The organism is Slackia sp. CM382, from assembly GCF_000293015.1.
Lineage (GTDB): Bacteria > Actinomycetota > Coriobacteriia > Coriobacteriales > Eggerthellaceae > Slackia > Slackia exigua.
The window spans coordinates 43,427-66,420 of record NZ_ALNO01000004.1 but is presented as its reverse complement, the minus strand read 5'-3'; the positions used below and the strand labels follow the sequence as shown (position 1 = coordinate 66,420).

The window sequence follows — 22,994 nt, the reverse complement described above, 5'->3', positions numbered from 1 at the left end:
CCCCAACCCAACCCCAACCCCAACCCCAACCCCAACCCTGATCCTCAGACTCCGGGCACGACCGATAAGGCGCACGACAAGGCGAAGCCTTCCGATAAGAAGTCGACGGATGTTCAGTCCACATCCAAGGACAAGGTCATACCCCGGACCGGCGAAGCCAACTATGCGCTCGGCGTGGGCATCGTCGCGATCATCGCGCTTGCGGTCTTGGCATTCGCCATCATCCGTCGCAGAAACAAGCATTAGGCGAAGGGTCCATGCGGCCCAGGTAGGCCGATAGGTCGCATCGAACGCTGAAAGGGTGCAGCTCGTAGGGTCTGCACCCTTTTTTCTGCAGGAAAGCGATTCGTTGAAGCGCTGCTCATCGCCATGCTCGCAATGCCGATGTCCCCTGCCTATTCTCTTCGAAGCTCATGCAGCGTCGCGTCGTGAGGCGGCCGGCGATGCGCCGCTGCTATGCAGTGCGCGTTGCGAGCAGGTTATGGAGGTATCCCTCGCGCACGCCTGACTTCGAGACGGCTATGGATCGGGCGCCTGAACGTTCGAATACGGCCCTCAGGATGGCCGTGCCCGGTGTGAGCGAATGGATGCGGGCGGGTTCGACGGCGAGGATCGCCCGGGCATAGCTCCCAGGCTCTTCGGTCGCGTAGCTCAGGAGGTCGTCGAGCTGCGCAGCCGTGAACGTTGCTGCATCGGTTCCCTCTGCGCGAAACGCGATGACGCGCGCGGCGTTGCGGATGGTGCCGCCCGTTCCGAATAGACGCGGAACCCGGGGGATTTCGAATCCTGATTCGTCGAGCGCGCGGAGGAACGCGCGCGTGCAGGCAGCGAGTTCGTCGGCATTCGGAATGATGCCGGCTACGTGGGCGTTCCAGAGCGAGAGCGATCCTGCGGAAATGCTGCAGCAGCGCACGACGTTTCCATCCTTGACATAGGTGAGCTCGGTCGAGCCGCCGCCGATATCCACGGCCATGCCGTCGGTCGCATCGAGCTCGGCTTTTATGCCCATGAACCCGAATTCGGCTTCCTGTCGGGCGCTGAGGATGTCTATGCGCGCGCCCACGCGCTCCGCAAGCGTATGCGTCGCCTCTGCGGAGTTTCTGCAGTTGCGCAGGGCCGCCGTGGCGAAGAGCCTGATGTCTTGGCAACCCATGAGGCGCGCATGCTGCATCTGGTTCGCGATGGCCTTGGCTGCGGCCTTGATGCCCCTCTCGGTCATGATGCCGTCGCGCACGTACGCGGACAGCCCGACCGATTTCTTCTCGGTGAAAGTCTTCACGGGCGCGGCCTCAGAGCGGTCAGGAAGCGCATACGTGCAGAGCCTGATGGTGTTCGAACCGATATCGATGATGCCGATCTGGGGCTGTTTCACAGTGAAGGGCCTTTCATGAGAGTCGGTGCGTTCGTTTCCTTTAGTTCGCGAGCGCGTCATGCACGCAGTGCTTCAGTTCAGGAAGCACGTCGGCCTCGAACCAGGGATTCTTCTTCATCCAGATCTGATTGCGGGGCGAGGGATGCACGAGCGGGAAGAAATCGGGAAGATATGCGGCATGGTTGCGCACGACATCCGTCAGACTCGTGGAAGATTTGAGCCTGAGGTACGTGCGTGTCGCGTAGCGTCCGACGAGCACGGTCAGCCTGATATCGGACATGAGCGCGAACAGCTTCGGATGCCACTTCTCCGCGAATCCCTTGCGGGGAGGCAGATCGCCCGACTTTCCGGATCCGGGAAAATAGAAGTCCATGGGGATGATGGCGATCTTCTCGGGGTCGTAGAACGTGTCACGGTCGATGCCGAGCCAGTCGCGCAGCCTATCGCCGCTGCGATCGTTCCAGGGTATGCGTGCCTCTTGCGCCACGCGCCCCGGGGCCTGTCCGATAATCGCGATGCGCGCGCCGGATGCGGCTGCGTAGAGCGGGTCGATGCCCTGGCTCGTGAACGTCGCGTTCTGCTCGTCGGCGCGGATGGCGTCGAAGATGCTCTGGAATTCTTCCTGCATGGCTGCCTTCTTCCTCGCGGAGTTCATAGGATCCGTGCATGGCAACCGCCGTGCGTCATGCACGCTCGAAGTTCGCATGGATTCCTGATGCTTAAGGTACTCCTCGGTCGTGAACGCCCTGTGGGCTTTATCGGATTCGCCGCGCGCTGCGAATCCGATTACTGGTCCGTCCCCGCGTTCATGAACGCGACGCCTGCGATGATGAGCACGATGCCGAGCGCCATAATCGCCGTCATCGGCTCTCCGAAGGCGAAGAATCCGATGACGGCGGTTCCGATGGTGCCGATGCCGCCCCAGACCCCGTAGGCGAGCCCGAGCGGAAGGTCGCGCAGCGCGACGGAGAACGCGGTGAAGCAGATCGAATACGCGACGATCACCCCAAGCACGAAGATAGGCTGGGTGAAGCCCTCCGAAAGCTTGATGCAGGTGGTGCCGCAGAGCTCCAGGCCGATGGCCGCTGCGAGCAGAAGCCAGCTTTTTTCGCGCGCCTTCGTCTCTTCTTTCGTCCGAACCATCGTTACGCCCCCATTCTCAAGAGCGCGACGCCGACGATGATGAGCGTCATGCCAAGCACTTTCTTCCAGGTGAAAAGCTCTTTCCAGATAATGCGTCCGACGATGGCGGTCAATACGATGGACACGCCGGTCCAGATCGCATAGGTGAGTCCGAGCGGCAGTTCGGCCAGCACATGCGACATGAGGTAGAACGAAACGAGGTAGCCGACGGCGATGCCGACGATCCAGGCTTTCTTGCGGAAGCCGTCCGAGAGCTTCATCGACGTGTCCGCGAAGGTTTCGAATATGACCGATCCTGCGAGCATGAGCCAAGCCATGCGTATGTTCCTGCTTTCGAAGCGATGCGTACGTATTCCATCCACTATAACGAATCGGCTGCAGATGAAAGGGCGCGCCGATGGCGACACTATGATGCCCACAGCGCAAACACCCGAACGAAAGGACTCTTCATGATCACCACTACCACGCCTTCGGTCGAAGGGTATAGGGTTACGGGATACTACGGCGTCGTCTTCGGCGAAGTCATTACCGGCGTGAACTTCCTCAAGGATTTCGGCGCGGGCATTCGCGACATCATCGGCGGCAGGTCTGCCGGATACGAGAACGAGCTGATGGGCGCGCGCACGGAAGCTCTGCATGAGATGGAGCGACGTGCCGCCGCCATGGGCGCGCATGCGATCGTCGGCGTGGACGTCGACTACGAGGTTCTGGGTGCGAGCAACAACATGCTCATGGTGACCGTGAGCGGAACCGCCGTCACGCTCGAGGCGCTGTAGCATCGAGCTCCTCGCGCCTCATTTCTTTTACGCCCTTTCGCGCGAGAGGCTGATGTGCAAGGAGCGGATCGGGTACGCTGCCGACCCGCTCCTCACGTGCATGCGCGCGTGTAACACGAGAGGTGTCTGCTACCGCACCTTCCAACCTTGCGCGCGCTGGCGGTCGCTCCAGAAGCTGCGGTAACGCCCCTCTTGGGCGAGCAGTTCCTCATGGGAGCCGAGCTGCGTGACGCGTCCGTTCTCCAGCATGGCGATCTGATCGGCTTCGGCGATGGTCGAAAGCCGGTGCGCGATGACGACGACCGTCCGGTCGCGCGCAAGCTCGTGCATGGCATCCACGATCGCAGCTTCGTTCTCCGCGTCGAGCGCCGCGGTCGCTTCATCGAAAAGCACGATGGGCGCGTCTTTGAGCAGGGCCCGGGCGATCGACACGCGCTGACGCTCGCCGCCCGACAAGCGTCCGCCGCCTTCGCCGACGCGTGTGCCCCATCCGTCCTCCAGACGCTCTGCGACCTGGTCGAGTCGTGCGATGCGCGCGGCACGGCGGACCTGTTCGTCGGTCGCATCAGGCTGTCCGAAGCGGACGTTGTCCTCTATCGTTCCGTCGAATAGGTATACGTCCTGGAATACAAGCGAGATCATGCCGAGCAGCTCGTCGACCGCCATATCCCGCACATCTACACCGCCGATGCGCACCGCTCCTGCATCGACGTCCCAGAATCGTGCGATAAGCCTGGTCAGTGTCGTCTTTCCTGATCCCGATGGACCGACGAGGGCGGTCAGCCGTCCTTCGGGGCAGGAAAGCGTCACGCCGTCTATGACCCGACGCGCCCCATCGTAGGAGAAGCGCACGTCGTCGAATTCGATCGACGCGCCCGTCGGCCTTTTCGGATCGGAGGTCTCGGGCAGGGGCTTCGCAGCCAGGATCTTCTCGGATGCGTCTATGGCGTTCTGGCATACGTTGAGGGCCATGGCCTGGCTTGCCGCCTTATGGAGCGCATCGGTCGAGCGCAGCGCAAGCACGATCACGAAGAGATACTCGACCGGCGTCACGGCTTCGATCGCCAGCAGCATCGTCGCGCAGAGGAACGTAAGCCCGAACGACGCATAGACGAGCAGCGTGTGAACGGTTATGGGCTTCTGAGTCATTTCAAGCGTGCGCACCGTGGTCTCGTGGTCGCGGGAGATATCGTCCTCAAGGGCTTGCCAGCCGTTTCGAGCCGTGCCCGTCGCACGCAGGATCGGCTGCGCCCGAACGAATTCGAGCACGCGTCCCGCCAAATGCGCGTTCGACCGCTCCTCTTCGGCATGTCCCGCGCCTGCGGCGCCGGCCATCTTCTTCGACCAGACGTACAGCGCAGGCATGAGCGCGATATAGGCGAGGAAGACGCGCCAATCCACAGCAAGGAAGAGCGTGGCGATGCAGGTCGGCACGACGACTGCGATCACGAGCTGCTTCAGGAAGATGCCCGGCAAATTCATGATCATCTGGAGATCGCGCTCGAGCAGGGCGGCGAGCTCGCCTGCGCGTCCGGCGGCGAACCATCCGAGCGGAAGCTTCACGATATGGTCGCCCAAGCGTTCCTGGATGCTGCGCAGGATCACGACATCGCCGATCATGTATCCGTGGTTTTCGGAAAGGTAGTTCGCGACGGCGCAGGCGATGCCTGCAACGCACGCGACGACCGACCAGACGAAGGCTTCATGGCCATCGCCTTCGTACAGGGCTTGAAGCAACGGGAGGAGCGCGGCGTACACGCCGCCTTCGAGCACGCCGCAGATCACGAAGTACACGACCTGCGCCTTGATGCCCGTCGAGCGTCCGGCGAGCCTGTCTATCCTATCGACGATCATAGCGCCGCCTCCTCGGTGTCGTGTGCGTGGAATGCATTGACCTGCTGCGTCTGCCAGAGCTTCGCATATCGTCCGTTCGCCTGGAGCAGCTCGTCGTGTCGCCCGGATTCTATGACGCGGCCGTTTTCCAGAACGAGCGTCTGATCGGCTCCCGTCACGGTGTTGAGCCTGTGGGCGATAACGACCGTGGTCCGTCCGTGCGACAGGCGGCTGAGCGCCGTCTGGATCGCGGTTTCGTTCTCGGGATCGGCGTGTGCGGTGGCCTCGTCCAGCACGAGCACGGGCGCATCCTGCAGAATCGCGCGCGCAATGGCGATGCGTTGGGCTTCGCCGCCGGAGAGGTTGCAGTCGGCCGATCCGATGACGGAGTCGTATCCCTGGGGGAACGAAAGGATCCGCTCGTGAATCTGCGCGGCCTTCGCGGCTTCGATCATCTCATCGTCCGTCGCATCGGGGCAGGAGAGCTTGATGTTGTCGCGGATGCTGAGCGATAGCAGCATGCTTTCCTGAAAGACGATCGCCACCTGCGAGAGAAGCGATTGGGAGGATACATCGCGCAGGTCATGCCCGCCGAGCCGCACGGAACCCGAAGTCGGATCCCAGAAGCGGGGTATGAGGCGCGCGAACGTCGTCTTTCCGCTGCCCGAATCGCCTACCAGGGCGCAGATGGTTCCCGGCGCGATGCGTGCGTTCACATGATCGAGCGCGAGGCGGGCGCTTTCTCCGTAGGAGAACGAGGTCTCGTCGAAGGCGACGTCGAGATCCGAGCCGGGAAGCCGTTCGGCCTTCTCCGTCTCGGGAAGCTGTTCGGCGGAGAGGACCCGCGCGATGTGCTCGAGGTTCTGCTTCGCCGTGCGCAGGAATCCCATGCCTGAAGCCAAGGTCACGAGCCCCATGGGTATGCTCGGTCCCAGCACGAGGAAGGGAACGCAGTCGGCGAAATCGAACCATCCTTTCGCGACGAAGAGGCTGCTCGCAAGTCCGAGGAATGCGAGCACGGTTCCTGGCGAGGCGAATCCGCCCAGCATGCTGAAGGGGCCAGCGGTCACCTTCGTCCATTCGAACGTGACGTCGGTCAGCTCTTCGACCGCATCGCGGTAGCGGGATCCGGCCTCTCGCGCGCTGCCGAACGTCTTCACGACCTCGATGCCGTCCGCTATTTCGACGATTGCGGACGAAAGCTCGACGTTGGCTTCGCCGTAGCGCGCGGCAAGCGTCTTGTAGTCGCGCATCATGAATGCCATCGATACGACGACGAGCACGGTCATGTAGACCAGGAACACAAGCGCCATGCGCCAGTCGGCGACGAAGAGGATGACGAGGGGGATGAGCGGCGAAAGCACGGCCTTCACGATTTCTGTCGGAGCATGCCCGATGGTTTGGTGCATGCCGAGGATGTCGTCGGAAACCGCCTGCTTGACCTCGCTTGAGCTGCGGTCGTCGAACCATCCGAGCGGGAGCTTGGAGAAGTGGTCGAGCAGGACATGGCGCGCGTGGACGCGGAAGTCGGCATCGGCCTTGTGGCAGATGCCGGTGCCGCCGCCGAAGAGCATGCGGTCGGCTGCCGCGAATACGATGGCCGCGACGACCATGAGGGCGAGCGTGCCTGCGGAGGGCATGGCGTCGCGCAGGGCGGCTTGGGCTATGGCGATGGCTATCAGGTAGGGGACGAATCCGCAGGCCGCCGACAGCGCCGACATGACCATGCCTTGGATGATGAGCGGATGAGCCGGTTCGGTGAGTTGCAGGTAGAGGCTCTTCAGGCGCGCGCTCCTCTCCTTCTTGGCCTGTGCGTCCTCCTGCCCGGTTCTCGTGCGGTCGTTGTCGACTTCAGTGGATGCTGACATGGGCCGATCTCCTTTCGGTTACTCGAGTTCGAAGATATGCGTGCAGCATCGCCCGATGAATTCATTGTCGTGCGTCACGACGATGATCGCTCGGCCTTCGCGTGCGGCGGTTTCGAGCGCGCCCGCGACGACCTCCATATTGAGGGCGTCGAGTCCGCTCGTCGGTTCGTCGAATACGAGCACGGTACGGTCGGACATAAGGCCGCAGGCTATCGAGAGGCGCTGCTTCTGTCCGCCCGAAAGCGTCGCGGGGTGCTGCTCGCGTAACTCCCAAAGATCCAGGTCGTGCAGGATTCCTCGGGCGCGGTTCTTATGCGTTTCATCAGGCTTGACCAAAAGCATGGCTTCCTCCTTCACGCTCGGGGTGAAGAACTCGGCCTTGACGTCGTTGGGGCCGAACCACACACGGCGGCGCAGGTCGCGATACGAGCAGGTCCGGCCATGCACGCGGATGGAACCCGCCCGCGCCTTCTTCAGCCCGCCCAAGATTCGTGCGAGCGTCGTCTTGCCTGCGCCGTTCTTGCCGGTCAAGGCAACGATTTGTCCTGCCTCGACGGTAAGCGACACGTCTTCGAAAATGCGGTTCGACCGGTAGGCGGCGCGCAAGCCGCGTATTTCGAGCGCAGGGGGTTCCGTCGCATCTGAAAGCTTCGTCGCGGACTCGTTCGGGTGCGGCAGCTTCGGCCGCGCGGTCCTCCTCGGGGCGCGCAAACCCCAGGACATTCTCAGGTCGTCGGGTGCTGCGAAGACATCGGTGCGGGAAAGCTCCTGCTCTATCCGTCCGTCACGCACGAGGAGGAACCTGTCCGCGACATCCATGAGGTAAGCCAGGCGATGCTCCGCGATCACCATGGACAATCCTTCCGCCTTGAGCCTTGCAAGTGTGCGCCCTAGATGGACGGCCGCTTCCTCATCCAGGTTCGACGATGGCTCGTCCATGGCCAAAAGCTGCGGCCGCGGTCCGAGGGCCGATGCGATGGCGACCTTCTGCTTCTGTCCGCTCGAAAGGCTGTCATTGGGAATCTTCCTCAGGCTGTCAAGGGAAAACGCGGAGATGGCCTGATCGGTCGCCGCCACGACCCGCTCGTGATCGTAGCCGAGGTTCTCGCAGGTGAAGGCGACCTCTCCTGCGAGCTGACTTGAAAAGAACTGCGACGACGGGTCTTGGAACACGCTGCCGACCCGTTCCGCGCGCTCCCACTGCTCGAGGTCGGTCGCATCGCATTCGCCGAGCGTCACCACGCCTTCGGTCGTTCCCTTGCAGTAGCTGCCGGCAAGACCGTTGATCACACGGACGAGCGTGGTCTTTCCGCTGCCCGAGGGCCCGCAGAGCACGACGCATTCACCCGAGGCCACGGAAAGCGACACGTCATGGACGGTTTCCGGCGCGTTCTTGTACGCGAACGAAACGTTGCGCAGAGATGCGGCGGTCGCGCGCGCCTCGTGCGGCACCGTGCGGTGCAGGGTCGTACGCGATGTCGCGCCGGCCGTCATGCGAGCGTTCCGTTCGCGACGACAACGCCTATGCAGAGGGCAGCGGCGCCTATGGCGCAGGTCGCATCCATGAGGCGCAGGGGCTGCGCGTAATAGCTCGTGCGCGCCATGGGCGCCTCGGCGGCGCGCGTCACGGCCGAGGACGAGAGCTGATCGGCGCTGCTGATCAAGGAAAGCAATATGGGCACCATGACGTATTCATACGTATCGATCGGGTTCGCGACCATCCGGCGTGCCGTAGCAAGCCCCCGCTTGCGCAAGGCGTCGCGCAAAAGGCGCCAGGTTGCAGCGAAGGTGGGGAAGAAACGCAGGAACACGAGCGTGCCGAGGATGATCTTCTTGGGGCAGCGAATGCGCGCGAGTGCGGCGCTGATGAGGCCAGGCGGCGTCATGAAGAGGACGCATACGGCCCCCATCACGGAAAACACGCTCCACATCTGATTGATCTGTATGGGCGACAGGATGAAGGGACGCACGCCCCAGATCGTATAGGCAGCGTATACGGGGCCTATGACGGCGAGGTACGCGAGCATTCCGACGGCCATTCGTTTTTGGCGCGCCAAAACCATATAGGCGATCATGGAAAGGTTCAGCGCGAGCATCGGAAGGATCCTAAGATGTTGCGACGCCGTTGCGATGGCGAGCGCGAGCACGAGGACCTTCGTCGGAACGGAGAGCCCGGTGTCGCGGTCCGTGATATGCATGCGGCTTCCCTCGATCGTCCTAGAGCGCGCCGGCGCGCGAGAAATGCCTCTTCGTGAGGACGCGCCCGACGAGGCTTCCCAAGAACCCTGCGATCATCGTGATCACGAATATGGCGGCGATCCAGACGGGGTCGCTGTAGAAATGCAGGAACGTATCGACCCATGCCTGGTCGACGCCGCGATTCGCAACCGTCTGCTCTATATAGGCATCCATGCTGCCCAGGTAGGGCACGAGGGTCGAAAGCAGGTACAGACCGCTGAATACGGTCCAGGCTGCGGTGATCCACCAGGGATTCTGTCGCTGGGACCCGGTGCGCAGGAAGACGGCGTCGATCGCAATGCCGCCTGCGACGTAAAACGGGATCAGATAGAGGAAGTTGCCTGCGACGCAGAAGAGCAGCATGGCCATCAAGCAGAAGACGAGGGTGCTGCCGAATCTGTTGACGCGCATGGTCATGAGCATGAAGACCGGGGCGGCGAGGAATACCCCGCATGCTCCCGAGGCGACCATTTGGAAATTCGTGTCGAAAAGCGTGAGCATCGCGCCGACGAACATGATGACGATCGTGAGCGCGCTGAGAAGCACGGCCGTCACGACTTCGCGCACGCCCCACTTCTCGAAGATCGTGCGCCTGCCCCGTTCGAGATGCTCCTTCTCGTCTGCCATGGATGAGCTCCTTTTAAAAATTAGACATAGGTAACTTTTAAGGATACTACCTCATGGATATATGAGAATGAAGCATAGAACGATGTTATTTCGGTGTGGGGCCGTAGAGCGGCTAAGCTATCCAGAATCCTGCGATGCCGCAGATGACGGCGACGGCGATGCCTGCGATGACATCCTTCGGGTAATGCACGCCGCCGACGACGCGGACGGCCGCCATGAAGACGCTCGCGGCCAAGAGCGCGCTTCCGACCGCGGGCATCCACGCCATCCAGGTCATCGCGATCATCGCCATCGAGAATGCGTGCCTGCTGGGAAACGATCGGCCCTTCGTGTCCTTATTAATGATCGGATCGATGCCGTCTTTCTCGTAAGGGCGCGGTGCGTCCAGTACGCGGCGGAGAAGGCTTACGGCGACGAAGGCCGCGGCAGGAATGGCCACGGCCCGAACCAGAAGAGGGCTTCCCGTTGCGGCGAGCAGAATGACGAGCAGGGGATAGGCGATGTATCCTACTGCTGTGAGCAGGGAATTCGCATGAAGGACGAGGGATTTCGCCCGAGGATCGCGACGCAGCGGCTCGCTCATCCTTCGGTATTGCTCGGCGTACATGCGGCTCCCCTCCTTCACCTTCGTTGTATGGGCGGATCCTTATGCAGGCAATTACGGTTTTATACGATATGAAACGTATCTGAAACGCAAAGTGCCTGATGGCGGATATTATAGAATATCTTCGTATACATTCTTGACGCTTCGGCCCCGGGCGGGCCGCTGTGCGCGCCAAGAGCGGGGCAGAGGGACGAGCTATGGGATTCGAACAGCTTTTCGCAATCGTGGTCTTCGTGGTGGCCATGATCCTCATCATGTCCGAGAAGGTGCATCGTACGGTGGTCGCGCTTTCGGGCGCGATGCTGCTCATCATCTTCCATGTGATGGATTTCGATACCGCCATCGGGCATATCGATTACAACACGCTCGGCGTGCTGTTCGGCATGATGCTGTTCGTGGCCGTCGTGCGGCAATCGGGCCTGTTCGAATTCCTGGCCATCAAGACGGCGAAGATCGCGAAGGGCGATCCGTGGCGCATCATGCTGCTCTTCGCGCTTCTGACCGCCGTGCTTTCGGCGTTCCTCGACAACGTGACGACGGTGCTGCTCATTGGCCCGATGACGCTTACCATCTGCGAGATCCTCGAGATCGATCCGATCCCGTTCTTCTATATCGAGATCATGTCTTCGAACATCGGCGGCACAGCGACCCTTATCGGCGATCCTCCGAACATCATGCTCGGCAGCGCCGCCGGCTACACCTTCGCCGACTTCATCGCCTACGATGCACCGGTGGTGCTGGTCATCATGGCGGCCCTTATCGTGTCGTTCTACGTTATGTTCGGCCGCAAGATGAGCGTGTCCGCCGAGAAGGAACGCGAGGTCATGGAACTCGAACCGGCGTTCGAGGACGTGCACCTGATGAAGCTGTCGATCGGCATCCTCATGCTCGTCGTCGTCGGATTCATGGTGCATGGCCAGCTGGGCATCGAGTCGTCGGTCGTGGCCATCACGGCGGCCGCGCTGATCCTGCTTCTGTCGCGTTCCGATGTGACCAAGGCGCTGCATGGCGTCGAATGGACCACGCTCGCGTTCTTCGCAGGCCTGTTCATCATCGTCGGCGGCATGGTGGAGACGGGCACGATATCCGCGCTTGCCAACGGCCTGATCGACGTGACGGGCGGCAATGTGTTCCTGACCATGATCGTGCTGGTCTTCGCTTCGGCGGTCGTCTCCTCGTTCCTCGATAACATTCCGTTCGTGGCGACGATGATCCCCATCCTGCTTGCCATGGAAGGCACCGGCATGGACGTCACGCCGTTGTGGTGGGCGGTTTCGCTCGGCGCATGCCTCGGCGGCAACGGCACGCTCATCGGCGCGTCCGCGAATGTGGTGCTGTCCGATATCTCCGCGAAGCACGGGCATGCGATCACCTTCATGCAGTATTTGAAGATCGGGTTCCCGATGATGGTCATGTCCGTTGCGATTGCGGCGATCTACCTGGTCATGCGCTTCCCGGCATAAGGAGCGGGCGTTCGGTTCGCCTACCGGATGGCCGACGCGCGCCGGGTTCGCTTATCGCCTCGCCAGAAGCTCGCTTAGCCGTTCTTGATGGGCGGGCGTGAGCCTCAGCCCCGTCTCGATATATGCCTCGAGCGTGCCGAAGGTGCGTTCCGCCTCGTCGAAAAACGCGTCAAGATAGCCTTTGCGCGCCTCGAGGAACGAATCGAGGATTTCCGTTTCTTCGGGAGACATTCCCAGGGAAAGGCGATCCCGTTCGGCGGCGATTTCCCGGGCGTTCACCCGATTGGCATCGAGGTAGTCGGCGAGGATATCATCGTACGAAGCGCCGGCGACGTAGAGCGCGACGGCGCTGAGCACGCCCGTGCGGTCCTTCCCGTTCACGCAATGGACGAGAGCGGGCGTCCCTTCGGCGGCTATCGATCGCAGGGCATATCCGATCAGGGGATACTCACGTGCATAACGTCGGTAGTTCGCGCTCATGCGTTCTCCGGGCGCCCCGTACCGCCCGATCGTGCCGGCAATCAGGCGCTTGCCGGCATCTTTTCTCCGCGATTCCGACGGCTCGAGCGTGATAGACCGCACATGCACGATGCAGGGATCGGCGGACGACGCGACCTCGTGGACCGTGCGGATGTCGTAGATAGACCGTACGCCGAGGCGTTCGGATATGAAAATCGCGTCTTCGTGCGAAAGTCCGTCCAGCGCGGCGCTCCGGAAGAGCTTCGCGCCGTAGAGCGCGCCTCCGCCGACGGCTCTGAGGTGAAACGGTCCGTATTCGCGGATCAGCGTGCCGCGTTCGTGCACGGTGAACGCGAAGTTCGTGGTGACGAGGGAAGGCGTGCCGTTCGAGCCGACTCCGCGCGCCCTGAGCACGAACGTCCCTGCGCTTGTCGGCGTGTGCTCGAAGCTCCATCGCACGCCGCGATCCGGGTCGGTCCCGACTACCGGATAGGCCGTCCAGCTTTTCCCGTCGTCAAGGGAGAACTGCACGGCCGATACGCCGCGTTCCAGCTCGTCCACGTATCCGGAGAACACGATGGGCTCGTCGACGAAATAGAGCGCTGCATTGTCGGTGTATTCGGTCATGACGCGTGAGGTCCTCCTCGATCGCGGGCGCTGAATCGAACACGCATGCCGAGGCCCACGGCACGGGGCGTTCGCCCCCGACGGCCGCGTCCGGCGGTTGCGTCGTAGGCGGCGCTTGCGTTCCATGCATAGCAAGATACCAGTTCCCGACCGCTTCCGCGCATTCGGCCCATCCGAATCGTTACGAATGCGCGGTCGATGCAGATAGCGGCATGAATCAATTGCACCCTTTGTTTTTTCTTGACTTGACCTGGACGTCAAAGTTTATGGTGCTCGCGGGGAAAAGGGACGACGAATAAAGGAGGAATTATGGGAAAGCGATGGCGCATCGTTTCCGTTGCCGCTATCACCTGCGTCCTGTCCCTGTTGGTCGGATTGAGCGCATGCGGCTCGCCGAAACAGGGGGATGCGGAAACGCAGGGTACGGAGGCGAAGAGCACGACGGCTTTGATGGGGCAGAGCGGCGAGCTCGACGAGAACGGCTTTCCGAAGCCGGCGGTCAGGACGCTCGAAGGCGGCATCCAGATTCAACGCACGCCCGACGAGGCCTATCCGGGAACGCTTGATGGGAGCGTCCCGTACCACACGCCCGAGGTGTACGTTCCCTACAACACGTATTATCTGAAGGCGGACGAGAAGGGGTGCAACGCGTGCCATGCCGACCTGGCGAAGACTATCGATTCCATGCCGTACGACCATCCCGACCTAGAGAATCCGTTCGGCATACAGGTCACGGTTCAGATGTGCATCGACTGCCATACCTACGGAGCCGGCTATCTGACCAACAATAAATCGTTCGGCACGATGGTTCACGGCATCCATAACACATCCCAGAAGGCCGAGTGCTGGAACTGCCACGTGGGAACCGGTTCCGGCGACGGCATGCAGCTATGGGACATCGTCAAACACCAGCAGCTTCGCGGCATCAAGCCGGTCGAGAACGTGAAGGGCGATTTCAGCTTCGATCAGACCAAGACCATTTCCGCCGATGAGATGTTCGACTTCTCCTGGCTGAGCTACGACGGCGACTACGACCGCAAGGCAAAGACGGCTGCGGGCGTCCCGATCGACGAAGATCTGTTCAAGACCTGGACCATCACCTTCTCCGGCGCGGTGGGCAAGGAAGCCACCTACACGCTTCCCGAGCTTATCGAGAAATACGGCAGCGTGCAGGTTCCGCTCACGATGCACTGCACGATGAACCCGGTCGGCGGCCCTCTTATCGGCAATTGCACCTACACAGGCATTCCGCTCAGCAAGATCTTCGCCGACCTGGGCATCAATGACGGGGCTGTCGGATTCACGAGCCTTTCCCCCGACGGCAACGCTGCGAACGTCATGTTCGACGATTTCAAGGAAGGCTACCTGGTCTACGAGATCGACGGGAAGCCCCTTCCTTGGAAGCACGGCTATCCCGTGCAGATGGCCGTTCCCGGCTCCGGTGCTCCGGCGTGGAATAAGAGCGTGTCCGACATCATCGTCAATACCGAGGCGGAACGCGATTCGATGTACGAATGGAACGGATGGCCCAAGGAAGCGGGCGACGGAGAGACCTATACGCCCGCCGGCTGGCCCTACGTCACGAGCAACGGCTTCCTGAACAAGCCTAACGTCGGTATTTTCAACTTCAGCGAAGGCCAGGTCATCAAGACGGGGCAGCCCTATGAGTTCACCGGTTACGCCCATGGCTACGACCGTGAGATAACCGCGGTTGAATTCTCCATGGACGGCGGCGCCACGTGGACGCGCGGAGAGACTCCGGGCACGACGAAAGACAACTGGATCGTTTGGAAGTTCGCCTATACCCCCGAAGAAGACGGCGCAGGCGTGCTGACGGTGCGCTCGGTCGCCGACGACGGCACGGTCACGGATGAGCCCGTCGAGATGCTGTTCAACGCGAAGAGCGAATAGGAGGTAGAGTCATGAGCAAGACGATCAAGACCGTCATGGCGGTCGCCACCACCGGCGCCTTCATTGCTTCAGGCACGCTGACCAGCGCCGCTCTCGCCGATCAGCACATCGATGCCGTCGGCTCGGATTCCGGTATCGCGCAGGATGACGCATCCGCGCGGACCGGCTTCACGCGGGTGAATCGCGCGGTCGAGGGGACGTTTTCCTATAACCAGGACGTGACGTTCTCGAACGCAGAGCTGAGAAAGGCCGTGTTCGAAGGTTCCGACCACCTGTGCGGCTCTGCCGATCAAGAGGAGCTGTCTGCGCAGGAGATCAAGGATATACGCGTGCAGGGCGACGTCGAGCATGCGTTCACGGCGAACATAGCCGATTATGAGAAGAAGGCTCCTGCGAAGCGCGTCATGGGCTGCACCTGTGCAGGCAATCCGAACGACGGCCGCGCAAGCGCGAATGCCGAAGTCGAAGGATTCCTGCTCAAATCGCTGATCGCCGACGCAAAGCCCTCTGCCGACGCCAATACCATCACGTTGTATTCCGCCGATGGCTACAAGGTCGCGCTTCCTCTCAGCTACGTCACCCAGCGCTATTCGATCATCGTGACGGGGATAAACGGCGAAGCCGTTTCCTCGGCGGTGGGCTCGGGCAACCAGCTGTGGCTCGGCAGCGTGTCCGCCCGATACTTCGCGCGTGACATCGTGCGCATCGATATCACGGCGGAGAGCGAGGTCCCCGAGATTCCGCAGAGCCCTGCCGATGTCAACCAACCGAACGTGGGCGTGCTCAGCGCCGAGGTGGCGCAGTGATCGGGACCGTCCTCGGCATGGTGGGGAAGGAGGTCATCCTGAAAGGCTATGCCCAGGACTTCGATTCCGCCATCGATTCGATGCAGTTCTCGAGCGATCTCGGACAGACGTGGACGGAGTATCCTGTGAACCATGTCGATGAAGATTCGAATGTGAACTGGGAATATTCATTCGTTCCCGAGCAGGTCGGCCGATACGAGATTCTTATCCGTGCGGTCGATCGGAACGGCGCGGTGACGCCGGAGCCGGCGCATGCCTACGTGGATGTGCGGGAGGACGTCGAGTTGTGATCGAGGCGCGGTGCCGCGTGTCGGCGGCGCGCTGGAACCATAGAGGGCCCGATGAGAGTCGGGCCCTTTGATTTCACGGCATGTCCAAGGCTGCGGACGGAGTGCCGGCCGTCGCATTCCTGCTCGACCCGTCCCTGCATATGCAGGGACGGGCGCTCGCGAGAAGGAGACGGGCGCCTTCTCGCTTTCGGAATCCTACGCGGTTCGGCTCCGTACGGGAATCTGCAGCTTGTAGAACATCTCTCGGCCCTCGTACAGGAATGCCGGGGTGTCGGCGATGATCTCTCCGAAATAGTCGCCGACGATTTCCAGGTCGTTCTTCTCGGCGAAATCAAGCATTTCGATGATGCCTTGATACTCGCTGTTTTCTCCCTCGGGCGTTTTATAGGAATTCCGGTACATGGTCATGTACGTGTTCTCAGGGATGGTCTCAAGCTTCCCCCTGTAGGAGCCAGGCAATCCGGCGCTCGGAATGAGAATGAACGATTTGTCCACGGAGAAGCTTCCATCCAGGAGGCTTTCCTTTTTGATATGACCTCCTACCAGCGCGAACAACCATACCGGAAAGCCGCTTTCCTTCAGGTGCCGCTTCGTGAGCCGCAGGTTTATCTCCCAGTCCTGGATGACGCGGTCGGCATCGCCGTCGAGAACCCCGGCTCCCGGATGAAGAACCTCGAAGAACAGGGCCGTGCGCTCCTCGATATGTTCGAGGATCACGTGATCGCAGATGGGATGGTCTGCAAGGATGCTGTAGTTCTTCAACATCATTTCGGCGCTCTTCTGCGCCAGGGTCAACCGGTCGATCTCCTCCTGAACGTCGTCGATCCGTTCTCTAAGCGAGGTTTCCCATAGGGATCGGTCACGTTGATGCACCAGGTGCGCGATGTCATCGAGGGAAAAATCCAGACTCCGGAGATGGTGGATCATATCGATGGTCGCGCTTTGCTCGCAGCTGTAATAGCGGTAGCCGGTTTCCTGGTCGATGCGTGCGGGTTTCAGGATTCCCTTTTCATGGTAGATCCTGAGCGCTCGTTCGCTGATGCCGTTCAATTCGGCCATCCGACCGATACTGCATTCCTCCATCGGCGTTCCCCTTTGCCAAACGGAATGGGCTCTGTCCGAATTGCGCATGCTGTGCGAAGCGTTCGGCTTTCCGCATCCGAATCGGATTGCGCACCGAGCCTCCCCCGAGTTCGATCGCTTGCAGCGCCAATTCTCAGTTGATTATTCTACAGGGGCAGATTCGCTTTACGCGTTAAACCTTTCAGCCTGGATTCGTCGGATGGTAGCCATTCTTGCGACGGAGGGATTGCCGATCTTTTCAGTGAAAATATGCCAATCTTTGTAATGAAAAGTTACCAATCTTAGTAGTGAAAAAGCGCCAATCTTTGTAGTAAGATTTAGTTCAAATAATCTAGCAGGCATTATAAAAAGAGGTATCCATGCGGAACTACCGGAAGCGCGTATACGACCAGATTCTTGAAAAAAGGCTTGCAGCCAAGGGTGCGGTGCTTATCGAGGGTCTGAAATGGTGCGGCAAGACGACCACGGCCCAACAGCATGCCAAGAGCATTTTGTATCTGCAGGATCCTCGTGCCAGGGCGCAGAACCTTCGACTTGCGCAGCTTGATCCTAGCCGCCTTCTCGAAGGTTCGGCACCACGATTGATCGACGAATGGCAGGATGCGCCTCAACTCTGGGACGCTGTGCGGTTCGAGGTGGACGAAAGGGGAGAATTCGGTCAGTTCATCCTGACCGGATCGAGCGTCCCGGCGGACATGAGCGAAATGGCGCATTCAGGAACGGGGCGAATCGCCCGCATGCGCATGGGTACGATGTCTTTGTTCGAATCAGGAGAGTCGACGGGCGATGTTTCGCTCGGTCAGTTGTTTTCCGGAAGGGACATGCCTATTGCGTCATGTGAAGACGATCTTGGAGCCATGGCTTTTCTGACTTGTCGCGGCGGATGGCCCGAAAGTATTGACCGACCGTATGATGTGGCTCTTCAACAGGCATTCGATTATCTTGACGCACTGGCTGAAACGGACGTATCCCGCGTTGATGGAGTGAAGCGCAATCCTCTGACAGCCCGAGCGCTCATGCGTTCGTATGCACGCATGAGCGCTTCGCAGGGAACGAGCGTATCCATATTCCAAGATGTAACGGAGAGCGGGCATGACGTAAGTCCGAGCACTCTGAATCAATACCTCGAAGCTCTTTCGCGGCTGTTCGTGACAGACGATTTGCCTGCTTGGAATCCGAACCTCCGTTCCAAGACGGCTATACGAACGTCCGCTACGCGTCATTTCGCCGACCCGTCCATTGCGATCGCGGCGCTGGGAGCTACGCCCGCGGAGCTCTTGGACGATCTGAGTACGTTCGGCCTTATGTTCGAGACCCTCTGCGTTCGCGATCTCAGGGCATATGCTCAGGCTCTGGACGGTGAAGTGATGCATTATCGCGATCGATCGGGGCTTGAGGCGGACGCGGTCGTTCGTCTTCGCAATGGGAAGTATGGGCTTGTGGAAATCAAGCTTGGCGGCTCGGCTCTCATAGAGGAAGGTGCGAAGAGCCTCAAGGCGCTTGCGCAGAAGATAGATATTAAGAAGATGCGCGATCCTTCGTTCCTCATGGTTCTTACGGCTACGGGCGGCTTCAGCTATACGCGCGAAGACGGGGTGCTCGTTGTGCCCGTTCGGACGCTCGGGGTGTAGTCTGGAGCGTATGGCGGGCTGCGCAGCTGCGAGGTTGCGGATTCGCTTGGCATCGGGCTGCTGCCGTATAGCACGCATGACGATGCTGCTAAGCGCCCCCCACTCTTCGTTCTAGTCGGTCTTCCGGTCGCAGTCGCATTCCGCATCGCGGGAATGCCTCCTATCCCTTCGCTCTATCCTGCGCGTCGGGCGGGGAAGACGCCCGCGATGATAGAGCCCGCGCAGCGCGTGCCCTCCGCGTGCCAGATAGTCGGTCAGGTCGCGCGGATCGTCCGAGGTGCTCCAGTTGAACCAGATGCTCGCGTATCGCAGCGCCGTGGTCAGCACGACGCATACGGCCAGTGCGATAAAGTCGTTCATAGAGGCGAGCAGCACAAATGAGAACGAGCCTGCGACGCCCGCCATGCCGTAGAACGATCCTGCCTTGAAGATGGCGGGAACTTCGCCCACGAACACATCGCGCAAGGCGCCTCCTCCCACCGCCGTCACCGCGCCGAGGATGAACGAAACCACAGGTCCGCTGTCGCAGCCGAGCGCCTTGCTCGCGCCCGCTGCGGCGAACAGCCCGACCGAAAGCGTATCTAGGAGGAATACTGCAGGTTCGAGGTTGCGGAAGATGCGTCTGAAATAGAATGCCAGCACGCATACGACTATGCTCGCCAGCACGAGGTACGGATGCTGTGTGAAATAGACGCCTTGGTCTTGGAGGAGCATATCACGCAGGATGCCGCCTCCGAAGCCCGTGATGAGCCCGAGAGAAACGACGCCGATGATGTCGAGCTTGCGGTTGCACGCGAACGTCGCGCCGCCGATGACGCCGACGACCACCGCGAGATAGTCGATAACGGCAGGTGTCAGGCCTCCGTCCGTATCGACGAGCTCGGGAATCAAGGCGGCGAGGAAGTGCTCCAACCGGCGCTCCTTTCGCATGCAAGGCGGAAGTGATGACGATGCGGCGATGATAGCGCGAGTCTGCGCGTTTTTCGAGATGCGAATGCATGCGATTCGTCGTGCGGGCTGCTTCGTTTTCGACCAAGCGTCGACTGTATGCAATCTTGGTTCGATACAAACGCATGGCGTGCGGATCCGTCAGCGCCTCATTTCCCGCGAGGCTTCCGACAGGACATGTTTCGCTTCCGTATGCACGTTCCTTACGGAAGTGAAACGCATTTCACTTCCGTAAGATGTGCGGCAACGTTGCTATGCGAGCTTCGGATCAGGTGCGACGAGCAGATTCGGAGTCGTTATGCTCGGATCGGGCAAGACATTGGCGATGGCGTCGGTCGCATCGGGATGGGATGTTTTCAGGCCGTCGATTTCGCCGTATTCAAGGTTCGCTCCCGGGCATGCTTCAACGCATGCAGGCAGCTCCCCCCGATCGAGCCGATCGCGACAGAGGTCGCATTTACGGACCTTCTGTTCACGCTCGACGTAATGAGGCGCGCCATACGGGCATGCCTTCACGCAGGTCTGGCAGCCGATGCATGCATCGTGGTCTTGCACGACGATGCCGTTTTCAAGCTTCGTGTATGCGCCTACAGGGCAATTGGCAAGGCACTGAGGGTCATCGCAATGGTTGCATGCCATCGAGACGAACGCGAACGCCAACGTGTCGTCGGTCATGACCGTGCGAACTTCGCGCATGGATACGTCGTCGAATTCCGGCAGGTTCGTGGTTGCGCACGACATGGCGCACGTCTTGCATCCATAGCAGTGGGCATTGTTGAAGAAGAATCCGAGGGTCATCGCTATGCCTCCTTTCGAATCTCGACGAGCGTCTCATTACAGCAGTGCTCGGTCGCGATGGGCCCCGCCGCGTCGTTGGTGACATAGCTTGACGACCCTCCTTGTTGCTCCCACCAGCCGTTTTCAAGGCAAATGACGCCCTTCATGACGTGCGTGGTGACGATAGCCCGAGCCTTATGCTCTCCGCGGTCGTTATAGACGACGCACGCGTCACCGTCGGCGATTCCGCGCGCAGCGGCATCTTCGTCGTTCAACATCGCGCATGCGTAGTCGCGTGAAAGCGCTTCGATGCGGGTGAGACTTGCGAAGGTGGAATGCACGCTGCGGTTCAGTTTTCGTTGCACGGCGGCCAGAGGATACGTATCTTCGAGCCCGGACGAACCGCCGACGGTTTCCGGGCAGCGCATGTAGGTGACGACAGGCTTGAATCCTTTGGCGACCCAGTTCGACATGTATACCTCGGCCTTGCCTGTTTTCGTGTAGAAGTTGCCGTCCTCGTAGGGAATGAAGTCCGCGGGATATGCGTCGATGGCGTGCTCTTTCTGCAGCTGCTCATAGGTATAGTCGGTGCCTTCCAGGGCTTTCTGTATGAAGAAGGCGTTGTCGTGCTGGAAATCCTCGCCGAAGCCCATGCGCTCGGCCAGCTTCGTGAAGATCCATAGATCGTCATGCGCCTCTCCAGGCGCTTCGACGGCTTTCTGCGACAGCTGGATGAGGTGGCTGCGTCCATTAAGAAGAATATCCTCGGTTTCGAACACCGTGGTGCAGGGAAGGACCAGATCGGCATAGAGCGCCGTGGATGTCATGAGGGAGTCGATGACGACGACGAAGGGAATCTTGTGCAGGGCCTGCTTCACAAGCTCGGTATTGGGGAATTGGGTCATCGGGCTCTCACGGGCGGAGATGAAGACCTTGACCGGGTTCGGATCGTCGTCCATGACGTGCTGTGCGAACTGGACGCGCGGGATGGTGGGGAGTCCTTCTTTCGGTTTGGGATTCTCGAACATCGGGGAAAGCTTGATGATGTTGTTGATGCCGCCGGCATCGGCGACCCCGTCGCCCTTATGCCCGATGTGTCCCGTGAACAACGCGAGATTGTTCATGGCCTGGCATGCGTAATTTCCATAGGAGATACGCATGAAACCGCCCATGTTCTGGATGATCATGGCCCGTTCCGCCGAAGCGTACGCTCGGGCGATTTCGACAACCTTTTCAGCAGGGACCGAGGTCTCGGCCTCGACGGCCTCCGGGGTCCATTCTTGGAGCTCGTCGATAGTCAGGTCGTAGACGGTCGAATAGCGTCCCTCATGCTCCGTGCCTTTCATCGAAAGAAGCGGATCGACGCCTTCTGCATCATGACGCACAAGCTCGCCGGTATTGGAATCGATGACCATCATGGACGTCGGGTCGTCGTCGGATTCCATGACCGCAGCGCCGTCGGCATCTACGAGGGCGGGGAAGGTGGTGTGTTCTTTCAAGAACGACTCATCGGTCAAGCCTTCGTCGACGATGACCTTCAGCATGCCCATGGCGAGCGCGGTATCGGTGGTGGGTTTGATAGGAACCCATTCCGTGGACTTGGCAGCGGTTTCGGAGCATACGGGATCGATGGTGACGATCGTTCCGCCCTTGTCCATCACGTGCATGAAGCGGCTGAAGTAGCCGTTCATGGTCACCGCAGGATTATTGCCCCAAACCAGCATGTAGTCGGCGTTTTCGAATTGATTGCGCAGGTCCATGAATCGCTTGCCGAAGGAAACCTTCGTCGATTCGTTCATCGCGGCGCAGCACAGGGACCCGCTGAGGGTCATGGTTCCGCCGAGCCGCGCGACGAAGGCGGACATGGCTGATCCGGGAATCGCATTGAAGTTGCCGGCATGTCCATCGATGACGATGGCCTGGTTGCCGATCGTGTCGATGGCGTCTTCGAGCTTCTCGGCGATCAGGTCGAAGGCTTCATCCCAGGAAATTTCCTTCCAGGCGTTCTCGCCTTTTTCACCATCGCGCAGCAGCGGCATGGTGAGGCGGTCGGGGGAATTCAGCCACCCGATTCGGGACATGCCCATCATGCAGGGCTTGGATTCATTCGAGGCGCCGCAGTCTACCTTGACGACCTTGCCGTTCCTGACGAGGGCGCGAAGGTTGTGATGCTGGCATTCGGGCGGGCATGCGGCGAAGAATTCTTCGCAGTCTGCCCAAGGATCGACAGACTGCTCGTGAGATTCTGCGCCGTCAGACCCTTTGCCGAAGGTGCAGCCGGCCATGCCCGCAAGGCTTGCCGCCATGCCGACGGCAGCCCCTGTTTTCACGAAATTGCGACGCGAGACCCCATGTGCCTGTCGCCGCGCATGGCTCCCCTTTGATTTGGGCATACTGGTCGAAACATCCATTACATCCCCCTTTGTTTCGTCGAAAATGATTTCGATATGGAAAATTGTCTGAATTGGCGTATGGTTGCGCAAGGGCCGCCGCATCGACCTATCAGGAAACGATGAACAGGGGATCAGGCAGGACTTA

General features: G+C 60.5%; 22 protein-coding genes. 7 read left to right on the top strand and 15 right to left on the bottom strand.

Annotated elements, in window-relative coordinates; all coding sequences use genetic code 11:
• Positions 1–246: LPXTG cell wall anchor domain-containing protein (locus tag HMPREF1155_RS01940; protein WP_009076749.1), on the top strand; the 246-nt coding region annotated here is incomplete at its 5' end.
• A gap of 208 nt (positions 247–454) precedes the next feature.
• Here HMPREF1155_RS01940 and HMPREF1155_RS01935 read toward each other — a convergent pair.
• The 4 genes from HMPREF1155_RS01935 to HMPREF1155_RS01920 all read right to left on the bottom strand — a co-directional run bounded on the left by HMPREF1155_RS01935 (position 455) and on the right by HMPREF1155_RS01920 (position 2,832).
• Positions 455–1,372, bottom strand: coding sequence for a Ppx/GppA phosphatase (locus HMPREF1155_RS01935; RefSeq protein ID WP_009076761.1), 918 nt, complete (start codon positions 1,370–1,372; stop codon positions 455–457).
• A 40-nt stretch (positions 1,373–1,412) separates the two neighbouring features.
• Positions 1,413–2,000: a uracil-DNA glycosylase family protein gene (locus tag HMPREF1155_RS01930; protein WP_009076669.1), complete on the bottom strand. Its 588-nt coding sequence runs from the start codon at positions 1,998–2,000 to the stop codon at positions 1,413–1,415.
• A 158-nt stretch (positions 2,001–2,158) separates the two neighbouring features.
• Positions 2,159–2,515 carry a multidrug efflux SMR transporter gene (locus HMPREF1155_RS01925; RefSeq protein ID WP_006362583.1) on the bottom strand — a complete coding sequence of 119 codons (357 nt, stop codon included), beginning with the start codon at positions 2,513–2,515 and terminating at the stop codon, positions 2,159–2,161.
• A gap of 2 nt (positions 2,516–2,517) precedes the next feature.
• Positions 2,518–2,832, bottom strand: a complete 315-nt coding sequence (locus tag HMPREF1155_RS01920; RefSeq protein WP_009076682.1) for a multidrug efflux SMR transporter — start codon at positions 2,830–2,832, stop codon at positions 2,518–2,520.
• A gap of 132 nt (positions 2,833–2,964) precedes the next feature.
• On the opposite strand from HMPREF1155_RS01920, the gene HMPREF1155_RS01915 reads away from it, so the two are divergent.
• Complete coding sequence (locus HMPREF1155_RS01915; protein ID WP_009076721.1) at positions 2,965–3,291, top strand: putative heavy metal-binding protein; 327 nt, start codon at positions 2,965–2,967, stop codon at positions 3,289–3,291.
• Between the two features lie 129 nt (positions 3,292–3,420).
• Here the strand turns inward: HMPREF1155_RS01915 and HMPREF1155_RS01910 are convergent, their stop codons facing one another.
• From HMPREF1155_RS01910 to HMPREF1155_RS01885, 6 genes are all read right to left on the bottom strand, one after another.
• Positions 3,421–5,145, bottom strand: a complete 1,725-nt coding sequence (locus tag HMPREF1155_RS01910) for an ABC transporter ATP-binding protein (protein WP_009076754.1) — start codon at positions 5,143–5,145, stop codon at positions 3,421–3,423.
• Positions 5,142–6,992, bottom strand: a complete 1,851-nt coding sequence (locus HMPREF1155_RS01905; protein ID WP_009076686.1) for an ABC transporter ATP-binding protein — start codon at positions 6,990–6,992, stop codon at positions 5,142–5,144. Before HMPREF1155_RS01905 ends, HMPREF1155_RS01910 begins: the two co-directional genes overlap by 4 nt.
• A gap of 18 nt (positions 6,993–7,010) precedes the next feature.
• Positions 7,011–8,486 carry an ABC transporter ATP-binding protein gene (locus HMPREF1155_RS01900; RefSeq protein ID WP_009076672.1) on the bottom strand — a complete coding sequence of 492 codons (1,476 nt, stop codon included), beginning with the start codon at positions 8,484–8,486 and terminating at the stop codon, positions 7,011–7,013.
• Complete coding sequence (locus tag HMPREF1155_RS01895; protein WP_009076726.1) at positions 8,483–9,190, bottom strand: energy-coupling factor transporter transmembrane component T; 708 nt, start codon at positions 9,188–9,190, stop codon at positions 8,483–8,485. The genes HMPREF1155_RS01900 and HMPREF1155_RS01895 overlap by 4 nt, the downstream gene beginning before the upstream one ends.
• 19 nt (positions 9,191–9,209) lie before the next feature.
• Positions 9,210–9,857 carry an MptD family putative ECF transporter S component gene (locus HMPREF1155_RS01890; RefSeq protein ID WP_006362591.1) on the bottom strand — a complete coding sequence of 216 codons (648 nt, stop codon included), beginning with the start codon at positions 9,855–9,857 and terminating at the stop codon, positions 9,210–9,212.
• Between the two features lie 112 nt (positions 9,858–9,969).
• Positions 9,970–10,464, bottom strand: a complete 495-nt coding sequence (locus tag HMPREF1155_RS01885; RefSeq protein WP_009076715.1) for a phosphatase PAP2 family protein — start codon at positions 10,462–10,464, stop codon at positions 9,970–9,972.
• A gap of 194 nt (positions 10,465–10,658) precedes the next feature.
• On the opposite strand from HMPREF1155_RS01885, the gene HMPREF1155_RS01880 reads away from it, so the two are divergent.
• The gene (locus HMPREF1155_RS01880; RefSeq protein ID WP_009076737.1) at positions 10,659–11,924 is read left to right on the top strand and encodes an SLC13 family permease; all 1,266 of its coding nucleotides are present in this window, start codon (positions 10,659–10,661) and stop codon (positions 11,922–11,924) included.
• 51 nt (positions 11,925–11,975) lie between these two features.
• On the opposite strand, the gene HMPREF1155_RS01875 is transcribed toward HMPREF1155_RS01880, so the two are convergent.
• Positions 11,976–13,010 (bottom strand): tyrosine-protein phosphatase, encoded by a 1,035-nt coding sequence (locus tag HMPREF1155_RS01875; RefSeq protein WP_009076710.1) that lies wholly within the window; start codon positions 13,008–13,010, stop codon positions 11,976–11,978.
• 309 nt (positions 13,011–13,319) lie between these two features.
• Here HMPREF1155_RS01875 and HMPREF1155_RS01870 point away from each other — a divergent pair, with 309 nt between their 5' ends.
• Genes HMPREF1155_RS01870 through HMPREF1155_RS01860 form a run of 3 tightly spaced genes read left to right on the top strand, consistent with a single transcriptional unit; the run spans position 13,320 to position 16,017 of the window.
• Complete coding sequence (locus HMPREF1155_RS01870) at positions 13,320–14,921, top strand: molybdopterin-dependent oxidoreductase (RefSeq protein ID WP_006362596.1); 1,602 nt, start codon at positions 13,320–13,322, stop codon at positions 14,919–14,921.
• 11 nt (positions 14,922–14,932) lie between these two features.
• The gene (locus tag HMPREF1155_RS01865; RefSeq protein WP_006362597.1) at positions 14,933–15,727 is read left to right on the top strand and encodes a molybdopterin-dependent oxidoreductase; all 795 of its coding nucleotides are present in this window, start codon (positions 14,933–14,935) and stop codon (positions 15,725–15,727) included.
• On the top strand, positions 15,724–16,017 hold the full coding sequence (locus tag HMPREF1155_RS01860; RefSeq protein ID WP_006362598.1) for a hypothetical protein: 294 nt from the start codon (positions 15,724–15,726) through the stop codon (positions 16,015–16,017). The genes HMPREF1155_RS01865 and HMPREF1155_RS01860 overlap by 4 nt, the downstream gene beginning before the upstream one ends.
• A 195-nt stretch (positions 16,018–16,212) precedes the next feature.
• Here HMPREF1155_RS01860 and HMPREF1155_RS01855 read toward each other — a convergent pair whose 3' ends face one another.
• Entirely contained in the window at positions 16,213–17,100 is an 888-nt protein-coding gene (locus HMPREF1155_RS01855) for a helix-turn-helix domain-containing protein (RefSeq protein ID WP_006362599.1), read from the bottom strand.
• A gap of 359 nt (positions 17,101–17,459) precedes the next feature.
• On the opposite strand from HMPREF1155_RS01855, the gene HMPREF1155_RS01850 reads away from it, so the two are divergent.
• On the top strand, positions 17,460–18,731 hold the full coding sequence (locus HMPREF1155_RS01850) for an ATP-binding protein (RefSeq protein ID WP_009076697.1): 1,272 nt from the start codon (positions 17,460–17,462) through the stop codon (positions 18,729–18,731).
• Between the two features lie 111 nt (positions 18,732–18,842).
• Here the strand turns inward: HMPREF1155_RS01850 and HMPREF1155_RS01845 are convergent, their stop codons facing one another.
• The 3 genes from HMPREF1155_RS01845 to HMPREF1155_RS01835 all read right to left on the bottom strand — a co-directional run bounded on the left by HMPREF1155_RS01845 (position 18,843) and on the right by HMPREF1155_RS01835 (position 22,762).
• The gene (locus HMPREF1155_RS01845; RefSeq protein ID WP_009076698.1) at positions 18,843–19,643 is read right to left on the bottom strand and encodes a trimeric intracellular cation channel family protein; all 801 of its coding nucleotides are present in this window, start codon (positions 19,641–19,643) and stop codon (positions 18,843–18,845) included.
• A gap of 288 nt (positions 19,644–19,931) precedes the next feature.
• Positions 19,932–20,477, bottom strand: coding sequence for a 4Fe-4S dicluster domain-containing protein (locus HMPREF1155_RS01840; protein ID WP_009076728.1), 546 nt, complete (start codon positions 20,475–20,477; stop codon positions 19,932–19,934).
• Positions 20,478–20,479: 2 nt separating this feature from the next.
• Complete coding sequence (locus tag HMPREF1155_RS01835) at positions 20,480–22,762, bottom strand: molybdopterin-dependent oxidoreductase (RefSeq protein WP_369791713.1); 2,283 nt, start codon at positions 22,760–22,762, stop codon at positions 20,480–20,482.
• Positions 22,763–22,994 lie beyond the last annotated feature (232 nt).